Source organism: Polynucleobacter sp. AP-Sanab-80-C2 (assembly GCF_035012965.1).
Classification (GTDB): Bacteria; Pseudomonadota; Gammaproteobacteria; order Burkholderiales; family Burkholderiaceae; genus Polynucleobacter.
In genome coordinates this window covers 142,737-155,606 of record NZ_JAYGQS010000005.1, presented here as the reverse complement: position 1 = coordinate 155,606, position 12,870 = coordinate 142,737, and the positions used below count along the sequence as shown (strand labels likewise).

The following is a 12,870-nucleotide window of genomic DNA, read 5'->3' as shown; positions in this document are numbered from 1 at the left end:
AGTTCAGTTCGCTGAAAACAATTTCAGAATCGCTTCACCATTGCTAGGAGAAAAACATTTCTGAGCTGCCTCTGCAAATGGCAACCAATCATAAGCAACATGCTCTCTTGGGGAAAGGTGAATGGAAGTATTTTCTGGAACCTGCAGCGCAAACCAATGTTCAGTATTTCTGGTGACGCCAGGCGCATATCGAAAGCGCCACTCTGGATAGATCTCATATTCGATCTGGTGATGCAAATTGCGCAGCGCATCTGCTGGCAGCTGGTCAACGGCAATCCCCGTTTCTTCGAAAACCTCACGGGTAGCCGCTTGAGCTAAATCTTCATCTGACCTATCCAAGCTACCAGTAACGGATTGCCAAAAGCCTGCACGATCAGCACGCTCTATCAATAAAACATCCCTATTCGATTTGTAGATAACGACTAAAACCGAGATAGGGATTTTCAAGATAGCGCCGATACGGCTTGAATTGTTTTAAGCAGCCGGTGCTGCTTGGCGCAAACGGATATGCAACTCACGCAACTGACGCTCATCTACTGGGCTAGGCGCTTGGGTTAATAAGCATTGTGCACGTTGTGTTTTAGGAAAAGCAATGACATCACGAATGGACTCAGCACCAGTCATCATGGTCACAATACGATCTAAGCCGAAGGCAATACCGCCATGTGGGGGCGCACCGTATTGAAGTGCATCTAATAAGAAGCCAAACTTTGCTTGAGCTTCTTCAGCACCAATCTTCAATGCGCGAAATACCTGACTTTGTACCGCCTCTTGGTGAATACGAACAGAACCGCCGCCGATTTCACTGCCATTCAGAACCATGTCATAAGCCTTAGCCAAGCACTTGCCTGGATCAGATTCGAGGTATTTCATGTGCTCATCCTTCGGACTGGTGAATGGATGATGGCAAGCAACCCAACGCGCTTCGCCTTCGTCGTAATCAAACATCGGGAAATCTACTACCCACAACGGTTTCCATGCTTCGGTAAAGAGGCCATGCTCTTTACCCCAAGCAGAGTGACCAATACGCAAGCGCAGGTTGCCGATGGCATCATTCACCACTTTTTCTTTATCAGCACCAAAGAAAATGATGTCGCCGTCTTTAGCACCAGTCCGTTTCAAGATGCCTTCGATCGCAGCATCATGCAAGTTTTTCACAATCGGTGATTGCAAACCATTGCGGCCTTCAGCGATAGAGTTCACTTTGATCCATGCCAAACCTTTGGCGCCATAGATACTGACAAACTGGGTGTAGTCATCAATTTCACTACGACTGATCTCGGCGCCACCTGGTACACATAAGCCCACTACTCGGCCACCTTCTTGATTTGCTGCGCCTGAGAAGACCTTGAAATCAACGTCTTTCATCACATCTGTCAATTCAGTGAATTCAAAGTTGACACGCAAATCTGGCTTATCGGAACCAAAACGCGCCATACCCTCTGAGTAAGGCATGGTTGGAAATGGATTAGGCAATTCCACATTCATAGTTTTCTTAAAAATATGACGAATCATGTTTTCAAAGAGATCGCGAATCTCAATCTCGCTCAAGAAAGCCGTTTCACAGTCGATTTGGGTAAATTCTGGTTGACGATCTGCACGTAAATCTTCGTCACGGAAACACTTGGTAATTTGATAGTAACGATCAAAACCAGCCACCATCAATAGCTGCTTAAACAACTGGGGAGACTGTGGCAAAGCGAAGAACTGACCATCATGCACACGGGATGGAACCAAATAGTCGCGCGCACCTTCAGGCGTACTCTTGGTGAGCATCGGTGTTTCAATATCAATAAAGCCCGCTTCGTCTAAATAGCGGCGGCACTCCATTGCAACGTTATAACGCAAGCGTAGATTCTTTTGCATTTGCGGACGACGCAAATCCAATACACGATGAGTCAAACGAGTGGTCTCAGATAAATTCTCATCATCAATCTGGAACGGCGGAGTAATAGAAGCATTCACAATAACCAGGTTGTGACAGAGAATTTCTACTTTACCGCTAACCAAATCTGTATTCTCTGTGCCAGCAGGGCGTGCGCGAACTAAACCTTTAATCTGAATACAGAACTCATTGCGCACATGCTCAGCAAGGGCAAACATCTCTGGACGATCTGGATCACAAACTACCTGCACAAAACCTTCGCGATCACGCAAGTCAATAAAGATGACGCCTCCGTGGTCACGACGGCGGTTAACCCAGCCTGAGAGTGTGACCTCTTGACCAATCAGTGAATCGGTTACTTGGCCGCAAGTATGGCTACGCATTGACATAACAATTTCCTAAAATCAAAAATGGTGTGGTGACTCATGTGAAGTCAGAGCACTAGAATTATTTGGTGGAACCGAGCCCATGGAAACAATATGTTTCAATGCCTCTTCTACACTCATCTCCAACTCAATCGTTTGCGCACGAGGTACGATCATAAAAAATCCGGAGGTAGGATTTGGCGTGGTGGGCAAAAATACATTGACGTAGTCTTCGCCGAGCTTAGCAGTCACTTCTTTTGCAGGCGTGCCGGTTTGAAATGCAATCACCCAAGAGTCCGCATGAGGATAACGAATCAACAGAGCCTTACTAAAGGCCTGACCATTTCCAGAAAATAAAGTGGAAGAAACTTGTTGAACGCTCGAGTAGATAGAGCGAACAATCGGAATGCGATTGACAAACCTATCCCAAATCTTTAACCACCACTGGCCAGCAAAACTAATTGCCAGTAGTCCGGTGAACATAATCACTGCAATTACAATCACAATTCCAACGCCTGGGAGGTCGCGGAAGTGTTGGACATCTATTGCAGCATCATGGGGAAGAACCATAATGATGGCGTGCATTACCGAGCCAAAAACACCGTCGAGTAAACCCAAGCCCCCGGCAATCACCCAAACGGTGATTGACAATGGTGCCCAAACCAGAATGCCCGCGATAAAGTATTTTTTCATGTGTTTTGCCTAACCCGCTATTTTAGCGGTTAAGGAGCCAATCGGCGAGAGGCTAATAAATGCCTAGGCTGATGATCAAAATTCCAGCCAAAAATCCTCCAGCAAAGAGCAAAGCCCCAGCTATCAGGCGGTGAGTACGTCTTTCTTCAAGCAAAAGGGCTTTTAAGACCTCTAATTCGCCATTTTGGTCTTTTGTTTGATGACGGCTTTGAGCCAAACTATCAGCAATTAAACGCGGCAAAGTAGGCAGAATTTTGGCCCAAGTAGGCGCCTCTTCCTTCAGCCCGTCCAGCAAACCGCGCCAACCGAGCTGCTTATCAACCCATTTTTCCAAAATTGGCTTAGCGGTTTTCCAAAGATCCAAATCTGGGTCTAGCTCACGCGCCAACCCTTCTACATTTAAGAGTGTTTTTTGCAACAGGGTCAATTGAGGCTGTATTTCGATCTTAAAGCGACGTGAGGTCTGGAACAAACGCATCAACACAATTCCAAGAGAAATCTCTTTGAGTGGACGATCAAAGTAAGGCTCACAAACAGAACGCACAGCCCCCTCTAATTCTTCAACGCGCGTATTCGCCGGAACCCAACCAGATTCAATATGAAGTTCAGCAACGCGGCGATAGTCACGATTAAAGAACGCCAAAAAGTTCAGCGCTAAATAATTCTTATCCGATTCGCTGAGAGCGCCAACGATTCCAAAGTCTAAAGAAATAAATCGGCCAAAAGTTTCTGGCTCCAAACTAATCATGATGTTTCCAGGATGCATATCTGCGTGGAAAAATCCGTACTCAAATACTTGTGTGAAAAATATCTCTACGCCATCAGCTGCCAACTTCTTAAAATCTACGCCAGCTGCACGCAAGTCTGCGGTGCGTCCAATTGAAATGCCATCCATTTTTTGCATCACAATGACATTGGTGTGACATAGATCCCAATACATCTCTGGAATCATCAACTTCTTAGAATCTGCAAAATAGCGACGTAATTGACTTGCGTTTCCTGCCTCGCGCATCAGATCTAATTCATCATGCAAGTAAGTGTCAAACTCTGCAACGTTCTCAGTCGGTTTCAAGCGACGACCATCCTCAGAACTCTTTTCAATGACTTTTGCTAAGTCATACATCAAGGCCAGATCACCTTCAATTACTGGCAAGATACCAGGGCGCAATACTTTGATCGCTACCGTTTTATGGGCCCATTCAGGATGTTTGTCGGTGGCGCGCAACACTCCAAAATGCACTTGTGCAACCGAGGCACTTGCTACCGGGGTTGCATCAAAGCTCATGAATACCTCTTCGATAGGCTGACCAATAGCCTCTTCAATTAAACGACGAGACTCTGCATTAGAAAACGGCGGTACTTGATCTTGTAACTTTGCCAACTCATTGGCAATATCTTCTGGTAACAAGTCACGACGCGTGGAAAGCACTTGTCCAAACTTTACAAAAATCGGACCAAGCGCTTCAAGGGTTAAGCGAATGCGCTCTCCTCTTGGTAATTTAGTGCCAGGAGAAGTCCAACAAACGACTGTCAAAAAGCTACGGCCAACTCCTGATTTAAGAACATCGCGCAATAAAGGCAATAAACCATAACGCCAAGCAGTAAAAAAGATAAAACAGAGACGAGCAATTCGACGCACGATTTATTTAGCCTTTTGCTCTATGAGTTGAATACGTTTTTCTAAACGATCTACTGACTCGCGTAAGTCATTTAACTCGGATTTGCGAACCATAAAATCGCGTTTATTTAAAAGGATCTTTCGCTCTTCACTGACATACTCAATCACATTGTCTAATAAGTCACTGGCGGCAGAACGCGTATCAGAAACAAATTTCTTGCCTTGTCTGACAGCAAAATTTGCAGGCGCATCACTAACTATACGCGCCAGATCTTCCTCATATTCCCAGCGCAACTGGCCCGCTAAACGTCCAATCAATTGAGCCAAATCTGCATCACCAGTAATTTTGACAGCTTTGAAAGCTTGTTCTTTTAAATTGCCAGGGCTAGCCACCAAATCACTCATCGCTTTTGCAGACACCTCTAAGGCAAGTGTAGGGCTTTCCAACTCTCTTAAGACCTCTAAGTGTCCAACAGGATTAATCTCAAAGCACAAGCGCCCAAAAGGAAGTTGAATAAGCACCGTCTTCTCTGCATGCTTTGCTAGCTCAGCGCACGCCCATGGCTCTCGCCCCAAGACGTGGTTAATTCCTCGGCAAGCAGCTCCGGCAGCAATCGTATGGGTTGAAGAGGATATTGTGTTCATAAGTGTAAAAAACCCGCACAAGTGCGGGTTTTCCGACGGAAATTACCTAAAGCTTAAACTAACTGGGAGATACCCGCTAGTACCCAGCCTCCAGGACCCTCTACTGGCTTGCTTAAATTCCAGATTTCTGAGAAATCACTGGCTGGCGCTCCCTGTTGCTCACGGATCATGCCGCTGAACTGAACGCTGCAGAAGTAATGCGCATCTGCGGTTTCGATTCCCAACAACCGCGCATTAATCGTCACAACATCAGTTTGGTTGGCGCTATCAGTCCGACCCGCTAAGTCCTGCTGAATAGTTGCAAACATTTCAGGGGTAGCGAATTCACGCAATGCAGCAAGGTCCCCTTGATCCCAGGCTTTTTGTAAGGTCACAAAATACTGTTTTGCATTCTCTAAGAAGGCTTGCTGATCAAAGCCTGGTGGCAGCGTGGAATGAAATAGCTCAGGCTCCTGTGAAACGCCAGCAAAATCATTTGCTACAGGAGCAAAAGCCGGGTCTTGTCTCGGATTTTGATTAAGGCTCGCTCGCTGCATACCAGGGGTAGTTGCATTTGCATTCTGCCCTGCGCCTGACATGGCAGGCAAGAACCTGCGAATCACAAACATGATGACAAAACCAGCCAGCATCGCGATCAACAAACCGGTAATCAGGGAAGAGGCTGCCTCACCCAGACCAAAATGCGATAAGAGATAGCCAATACCTAAACCAGCAGCTAACCCACCTAAGAGGCCACCCATGCCACCAAAACGACTAGGCGCTGGCGCTTGTGGTGCTGGAGCTGCAGGTTGAGCTTGCTGAGCTTGCTTTTGTGCAGGTTGAGCTTGCTTTTGAATTGGAGCACTGGGAGCTTTACCGATACTTTTGCCGCCGCCAAGACGCGCCGCATCAACGTGACCCACTGTTGCGAATATCAAAGTAAAGCTTAATAAAACTGCTTTAAAAAAATGTTTGTTCATTGCTTTTACCCCTTGTAATAACTTCTTCAATACTTGAGTTTTTAAGAGCTTAAAAACTATACAACTATCAGTATTTAATACCAATATGTAAGGCAACGATACCCCCAGTCATTCTATGGGTTTGCACTTCGTCAAAACCAACCCCCAGCATCATCTCTTTGAGGGTATCCGCGTCAGGGTGCATGCGAATAGATTCTGCCAAATAGCGATAGCTTTCTGAATCTTGTGCTATTTTTTCACCCAACCAAGGCAGTACTTTGAATGAATACAGGTCATATACGGGCTGCAGGAAGGCATCTGGCTTGGAAAACTCCAAGACGAGTACGCGGCCCCCAGGCTTAATCACGCGACACATTTCGCCAAGTGCAAGCTCTTTATGAGTCATATTGCGCAAACCAAAAGCAACGGTTACCACATCAAAATGGTTATTAGGGAACGGAATTTTCTCCGCATCAAATTGCACACAAGGCAAGGCCATGCCCTGGTCTAATAAGCGATCTCGACCGACGCCTAACATTGAAGCATTGATATCACTCAACCAAACTTGAGCATCAGGATTACGACCCCAATCCGTCGCCTTGGCAAATGCGCTAGCTAGGTCGCCAGTACCGCCAGCAATATCCAGCACTTTTTGACCAAGACGTACATTTGCACTTGCAATCGTGATCTTTTTCCAAACGCGATGTAGACCGAGAGACATTAAGTCATTCATCACATCGTATTTGCTAGCTACCGAATGGAATACCTCAGCAACCTTACCAGCCTTCTCGGCTTCGTCAACGCTTTGATAGCCAAAGTGAGTTTTACTCATTAGTGACTTCCACAAGAGTGGCCATGTGAGCGTCCTGCCTGCACCATCGGCGCATCACGATCAAGACCTGCAGCAGCCAATTTATCCAAATGCTCTTTCCATACTTGCTCTTGGTTTTCGCACAAGAAATGCAAGTAATCCCAAGAATATAAGCCTGAATCATGTCCATCAGAAAAAGTGGGTTTCAGTGCGTAATGGCCGACAGGCTCCAGACTGGCAATCAACACCTCACGCTTACCCGTTTGCAAAGTCTCTTGACCGGGGCCGTGACCCTGAACTTCTGCCGATGGAGAAAGCACTCTCAATAGTTCAAAAGGCAGTCGATATGAAGAGCCGTCCTCATAGGAGAGCTCAAGAACCTTGGACTGCTGGTGCACCACAACATTCACTGGAATCATTAAACCAACACCCTTTCAATACCGCCTTGGTTAGCTTTGGTGACGTAGTCTTGCATCCAATTTTCACCGAGTAATTTATGCGCCATCTCAACTACGATGTAATCAGCAGTAGTATCACTATCTGCATCAAAGCGGGTTAAGCCTTGCAAGCAAGATGGGCAGCTGGTTAATACTTTAACGTCGCCAGTGAAATCGCCCTGACGCAAATCATTGGCCGCTTTTTCCATTTCAATTTGTTTGCGAAAACGGACTTGAGTAGAAATATCAGGGCGAGTAACCGCTAAGGTTCCAGACTCACCACAGCAACGATCATTTTTCGCAATCGCTATACCATCTTCTAATTGAATGAGCTCATTCACTGTCTTCAAGGGGTCCTGTAACTTCATGGGAGAGTGGCAAGGATCGTGATACATGTATTTCACGCCTGTTACTCCAGTGAGCTTGACACCCTTCTCGGCTAAAAATTCGTGGATATCAATAATCCGGCAACCAGGGAAGATTTGCTCAAACTGATAGCCCGCTAATTGGTCGTAACAAGTGCCGCAAGATACGACTACCGTCTTGATATCTAAGTAGTTCAAGGTATTAGCCACCCGATGAAATAAGACGCGGTTGTCCGTAATCATCTTATCCGCTTTGTCAAAATCACCATTACCGCGCTGTGGGTAGCCGCAGCATAAATAGCCTGGTGGCAACACTGTCTGTACACCAACATTCCAAAGCATTGCTTGAGTTGCTAAACCCACTTGCGAAAACAGACGCTCGGATCCGCAGCCCGGGAAATAAAAGACCGCCTCAGTATCGGCAGAGGTTGTTTTAGGATCCCGAATAATGGGCACGTAGTTTGCATCTTCAATATCCAATAAAGCACGCGCAGTCTTTTTCGGCAAATTACCAGGCATCTTCTTATTTACAAAGAAAATAACCTGTTCAGTGATGGTCGGTTTCCCAACAGTTGCAGGAGGATGTGCAGTTTGCTTTTTAGCAAACTTACGCAGAAGATCATTGCCTAAGCGCTGTAACTTATAGCCCCAACCAATCATAGCCGTACGAACTAAATGAATAGTCTCTGGACTGGTGGTATTCAAAAAAAACATCGATGCTGCTGTACCTGGATTAAAACGCTGCTGACCCATTTTACGCATGAGGTTGCGCATATTCATCGTCACATCACCAAAGTCGATCTTGACTGGGCAAGGCGTTAAGCACTTATGACAGACAGTGCAATGCGCTGCGACATCATCAAACATTTCCCAATGCCGAATTGAAACACCGCGACGAGTTTGCTCTTCATATAAGAAGGCTTCAATCAATAATGATGTCGCCAAAATTTTGTCGCGGGGGCTATATAAAAGATTTGCGCGTGGTACGTGGGTCGCGCAAACTGGCTTGCACTTACCACAGCGTAAGCAATCTTTCACGCTATCAGCGATAGCGCCGATATCACTTTGCTGCATGATGATGGACTCATGCCCCATCAAGCCAAAGCTTGGCGTGTAAGCCATGCTCAGGTCGGCATGCGGCATCAGCTTGCCCTTGTTAAATCTGCCTTCAGGGTCTACACGATTCTTATAGCTACGGAAGTCTTTTAATTCTGCTTCTGTCAGGTACTCCAACTTCGTAATACCAATACCATGCTCACCAGAAATCACGCCATCTAAGGAGCGGGCTAACTTCATAATACGATCGACTGCACGATGGGCATCTTGCAGCATCTCGTAGTCATCAGAGTTCACCGGAATATTGGTGTGTACATTACCGTCACCAGCATGCATATGCAATGCTACGAATACGCGCTTACGCAGAATATTTTTATGAATAGCCTCAAGCTCAGCCAATATCGGCTCGAATGCAAGACCGCCAAAAATAATGCGTAATTCAGAACGAACTTCCTCTTTCCATGATGCGCGCAAGCTGTAGTTTTGCAGTTGTGGGAAATGGGTATCCATCTGCGTCAGCCAATCAGCCCAACGAGTGCGCACCCTCGCAATTAATTCAAGAGCCTGCTGAACCCTATCACCTAAAATCTCTGCTGTAGGGATTTCATATTCCGCATCACTCTTGCCTAATGGCAAAGCGCTCTTTTTCAAGAACGACTCCAGGCCGTCGAGAACTTGTAACTTGTTTTTAAGGGATAGTTCAATATTGATGCGATCAATCCCATCGGTGTACTCACCCATCCGCGGCAAAGGAATTACCACATCTTCATTGATCTTAAATGCATTGGTATGACGAGCAATGGCGGCTGTCCGAGCACGGTCGAGCCAGAACTTCTTGCGAGCTTCTGCGCTCACTGCAACAAAGCCCTCGCCAACCCGCAGGTTTGCCATGCGCACTACTTCACTAGTAGCTGCTGCGACTGCTCCTTCATCATCGCCAGCAATATCGCCAATTAAGACCATCTTTGGCAGACTATTGCGTTTAGATTTTGTGGAGTAACCAACTGCCCTTAAATATCGATCATCCAAATGCTCCAGGCCAGCCAGAATGGGACCGCCTTGCTTACTTAAACCATCCAAGTAAGCCTTGATTTCGACAATACTTGGAATGGCTTCGCGCGCTTGCCCAAAAAACTCTAAGCAAACAGTACGCATAAATTTTGGCATGCGATGCAATATCCAAGTTGCGCTAGTAATCAAACCATCGCAACCTTCTTTTTGTACGCCAGGCAAGCCTGATAAAAATTTATCAGTAACGTCTTTACCTAAACCCTCTTTGCGAAAACGCTTGCCTTCTACTTCGAGCAATTCTGTTTTTAGAATTCGCTGACCAGGCTCGCTATTACCATCAGACCAAGTTAACTGAAAGCGCACGGTTGCAACATCATGAATCTTGCCGAGGTTGTGCTCAAGGCGCTCAACATCGAGCCAATTTCCCTCTGGATCCACCATACGCCAGCTAGCAAGGTTATCTAGAGCAGTGCCCCAAAGAACTGCTTTTTTACCGCCGGCATTCATGGCAATGTTGCCGCCAATGCAACTCGCATCAGCAGAAGTAGGATCAACTGCAAACACTAAGCCAGCTTGCTCTGCAGCATCAGCTACACGGCGAGTGACAACACCAGCACCAGTAAAGATGGTTGAGACCTCATGAGCTACACCAGGCAGAGGCTTAGATTTCACGCCGCCGATATCTTGTAATTTCTCAGTATTAATCACTGCAGACATGGCATACAAGGGAATCGCACCACCGGTATAGCCAGTACCACCTCCACGAGGAATAATTGTGAGGCCCAATGCTACGCAGGCTTTCACCAAACCAGGAATCTCCGACTCGTAATCAGGCTTAAGTACTACCAGTGGAAACTCAACACGCCAGTCCGTTGCATCAGTAACATGCGCTGCGCGCGATACGCCATCAAAACAAATATTGTCACTAGCGGTATGGCGGCCTAATTCCTTACGTGCGCGTTTACGAATTTGTTCAACTTCCTTAAATCCGTTTTCAAAATTTTCAATGGCGCGATAAGCAGCACTTAATAAAATTTCAACTTGTTCTGCAGACTCGCCACTATTGCGCTTTTTAACTTCACCTAAACGATGCCACAGAGCATCGATTAGTTGTTTGCGACGAATCGGGCTATCTAATAAATCATCCTGCAAAAATGGGTTGCGTTGAACCACCCAAATATCACCCAGGATTTCAAACAACATGCGGGCAGAGCGGCCAGTACGGCGGACGCCGCGCAACTCATTGAGAACCCGCCACGACTCCTCACCTAAGAGGCGAATCACAATTTCTCGATCAGAAAAGGAGGTGTAGTTGTAGGGAATTTCGCGAAGACGGGGGGAACCCGCCTCAGCATCCAACAACTGGTTTAAAGCCAATGGTGCGTTCATAGCGACATATTTGATAAATAAGCATTTTAGTTGAGCGAACCTGATAGTGTCAGCAAACGGATAAAGTTGCTCCCTAAATCGATAAACCCTTGCAAATCTAAGGGCTTAGGAGCCATCCGTGGTACGCTCATTGGATGGCAACGAACTATTTAAAGAAAATTTTATCGGCTCGCGTCTATGACGTAGCCAGAGAAACTGAACTTCAGCTCGCCCCCGAACTGACTAAGCGTTTGGGCAACCAGGTCCTTCTCAAAAGAGAGGATAACCAGCCGGTTTTTTCCTTCAAAATCCGTGGCGCCTATAACAAAATGGCCCATTTGCCCCCAGAATCTTTAAAACGCGGTGTGATTGCAGCTTCTGCAGGCAATCATGCTCAAGGCGTAGCCTTATCGGCTGCCAAAATGAAATGTAAGGCTGTCATCGTGATGCCGGTGACGACTCCCAGCGTCAAAATTGATGCCGTTAAAGCGAGAGGTGGTTCTTGGGTCGAGATCATTCTCCAGGGTGAGTCTTACAGCGACGCATTTCAACATGCGGAACTATTAGGCAAAAAACGAGGCTTGACCTTTGTTCATCCATTTGATGACCCAGATGTAATCGCTGGACAAGGCACCATTGCCCACGAAATTTTTACTCAATATGAAAAACCTATCGATGCAGTATTTGTCGCCATTGGTGGTGGCGGCCTCATTTCCGGTATTGGCGAATATATTAAGGCAGTAAGCCCAAAGACTAAAGTCATCGGCGTACAAGCCTCAGATTCTGATGCCATGAATCAATCGCTCAAAGCAAATAAACGGATTGAGATGAAAGATGTTGGCTTATTCTCTGATGGCACTGCTGTCAAATTGGTCGGCAAAGAAACTTTCCGCATCTGTAAAAAAGTGGTTGATGAAATCATTACTGTCGATACCGATGAAATCTGTGCAGCCATTAATGATGTCTTTACCGATACCCGAAGCATCCTTGAGCCTGCTGGCGCCTTAGCCATTGCAGGCATGAAGAAGTATGTTGATAAAAAACGTCTCAAGAAGAAAACCCTGGTAGCCGTTGCTTGCGGAGCCAATATGAACTTTAGCCGTCTCCGCTTTGTAGCAGAGCGTGCAGACGTTGGTGAGTTCCGCGAAGCAGTATTTGCCGTAACGATTCCTGAAGAGCGTGGCTCTTTCAAACGTTTCTGTGAATTACTCGGTAAACGCAATGTGACTGAGTTTAACTATCGGATTGGTGATCAAAGCGAAGCACATATTTTTGTAGGCATCAGCACACAAAAAGCGGGGGATAGCGAAGCCATTGCAAAACATTTCCGTAAAGCGAAGTTTGCAACGATTGACCTCACCCATGATGAGTTAGCAAAATCGCACTTACGTCATATGGTGGGTGGTCACTCTGTACTTGCCAAAGATGAATTGCTCTACCGTTTTGAATTTCCAGAGCGCCCGGGTGCTTTGATGAAGTTCCTAACGAGCATGGCACCTAACTGGAACATTAGTCTCTTCCACTATCGTAATCATGGTGCTGATTACGGCCGCATTTTGGTAGGCATCCAGGTACCCAAAAATGAACAGAAGAAATTCCAAAACTTCTTGGCAACATTAGGTTACCCTCACTGGGATGAAAGTAATAACCCTGCATATCAGCTGTTCCTGAAATGAGA

At 46.3% G+C, this 12,870-nt stretch carries 10 protein-coding genes; 1 reads left to right on the top strand and 9 read right to left on the bottom strand.

Annotated features, from left to right (window positions below; translation table 11 throughout):
* Nucleotides 1-3: 3 nt before the first annotated feature.
* The 9 genes from nudB to VC178_RS09330 form a co-directional block, all read right to left on the bottom strand.
* On the bottom strand, nt 4-447 hold the full coding sequence (nudB, locus tag VC178_RS09370) for a dihydroneopterin triphosphate diphosphatase (RefSeq protein WP_216178101.1): 444 nt from the start codon (nt 445-447) through the stop codon (nt 4-6).
* A 27-nt stretch (nt 448-474) separates the two neighbouring features.
* Nucleotides 475-2,274: an aspartate--tRNA ligase gene (aspS, locus tag VC178_RS09365; RefSeq protein ID WP_323482341.1), complete on the bottom strand. Its 1,800-nt coding sequence runs from the start codon at nt 2,272-2,274 to the stop codon at nt 475-477.
* Nucleotides 2,275-2,289: 15 nt separating this feature from the next.
* The gene (locus VC178_RS09360) at nt 2,290-2,943 is read right to left on the bottom strand and encodes a DUF502 domain-containing protein (RefSeq protein WP_323482340.1); all 654 of its coding nucleotides are present in this window, start codon (nt 2,941-2,943) and stop codon (nt 2,290-2,292) included.
* Between the two features lie 52 nt (nt 2,944-2,995).
* Nucleotides 2,996-4,582: a ubiquinone biosynthesis regulatory protein kinase UbiB gene (gene ubiB, locus VC178_RS09355; RefSeq protein ID WP_323482339.1), complete on the bottom strand. Its 1,587-nt coding sequence runs from the start codon at nt 4,580-4,582 to the stop codon at nt 2,996-2,998.
* A 3-nt stretch (nt 4,583-4,585) separates the two neighbouring features.
* Nucleotides 4,586-5,206 carry a hypothetical protein gene (locus tag VC178_RS09350; protein ID WP_323482338.1) on the bottom strand — a complete coding sequence of 207 codons (621 nt, stop codon included), beginning with the start codon at nt 5,204-5,206 and terminating at the stop codon, nt 4,586-4,588.
* 53 nt (nt 5,207-5,259) lie between these two features.
* Nucleotides 5,260-6,165, bottom strand: a complete 906-nt coding sequence (locus VC178_RS09345; RefSeq protein ID WP_323482337.1) for a Tim44-like domain-containing protein — start codon at nt 6,163-6,165, stop codon at nt 5,260-5,262.
* A gap of 67 nt (nt 6,166-6,232) precedes the next feature.
* Nucleotides 6,233-6,976, bottom strand: a complete 744-nt coding sequence (gene ubiE / locus VC178_RS09340) for a bifunctional demethylmenaquinone methyltransferase/2-methoxy-6-polyprenyl-1,4-benzoquinol methylase UbiE (protein WP_323482336.1) — start codon at nt 6,974-6,976, stop codon at nt 6,233-6,235.
* Nucleotides 6,976-7,374, bottom strand: a complete 399-nt coding sequence (locus VC178_RS09335; protein ID WP_323482335.1) for a DUF971 domain-containing protein — start codon at nt 7,372-7,374, stop codon at nt 6,976-6,978. Before VC178_RS09335 ends, ubiE begins: the two co-directional genes overlap by 1 nt.
* Nucleotides 7,374-11,213 carry an FAD/FMN-binding oxidoreductase gene (locus VC178_RS09330; protein WP_323482334.1) on the bottom strand — a complete coding sequence of 1,280 codons (3,840 nt, stop codon included), beginning with the start codon at nt 11,211-11,213 and terminating at the stop codon, nt 7,374-7,376. Before VC178_RS09330 ends, VC178_RS09335 begins: the two co-directional genes overlap by 1 nt.
* Before the next feature lie 134 nt (nt 11,214-11,347).
* Between VC178_RS09330 and ilvA the strand changes: the two genes are divergently transcribed.
* Nucleotides 11,348-12,868, top strand: coding sequence for a threonine ammonia-lyase, biosynthetic (gene ilvA, locus VC178_RS09325; protein ID WP_323482333.1), 1,521 nt, complete (start codon nt 11,348-11,350; stop codon nt 12,866-12,868).
* Nucleotides 12,869-12,870 lie beyond the last annotated feature (2 nt).

Bases quoted from the DNA above. Each gene is read 5' to 3' on its own strand.
- ubiE (WP_323482336.1), bottom strand. From the start codon at position 6,976: ATGAGTAAAACTCACTTTGGCTATCAAAGCGTTGACGAAGCCGAGAAG.
- VC178_RS09350 (WP_323482338.1), bottom strand. From the start codon at position 5,206: ATGAACACAATATCCTCTTCAACCCATACGATTGCTGCCGGAGCTGCT.
- VC178_RS09345 (WP_323482337.1), bottom strand. From the start codon at position 6,165: ATGAACAAACATTTTTTTAAAGCAGTTTTATTAAGCTTTACTTTGATA.
- VC178_RS09330 (WP_323482334.1), bottom strand. From the start codon at position 11,213: ATGAACGCACCATTGGCTTTAAACCAGTTGTTGGATGCTGAGGCGGGT.
- aspS (WP_323482341.1), bottom strand. From the start codon at position 2,274: ATGTCAATGCGTAGCCATACTTGCGGCCAAGTAACCGATTCACTGATT.
- ilvA (WP_323482333.1), top strand. From the start codon at position 11,348: ATGGCAACGAACTATTTAAAGAAAATTTTATCGGCTCGCGTCTATGAC.
- VC178_RS09335 (WP_323482335.1), bottom strand. From the start codon at position 7,374: ATGATTCCAGTGAATGTTGTGGTGCACCAGCAGTCCAAGGTTCTTGAG.
- VC178_RS09360 (WP_323482340.1), bottom strand. From the start codon at position 2,943: ATGAAAAAATACTTTATCGCGGGCATTCTGGTTTGGGCACCATTGTCA.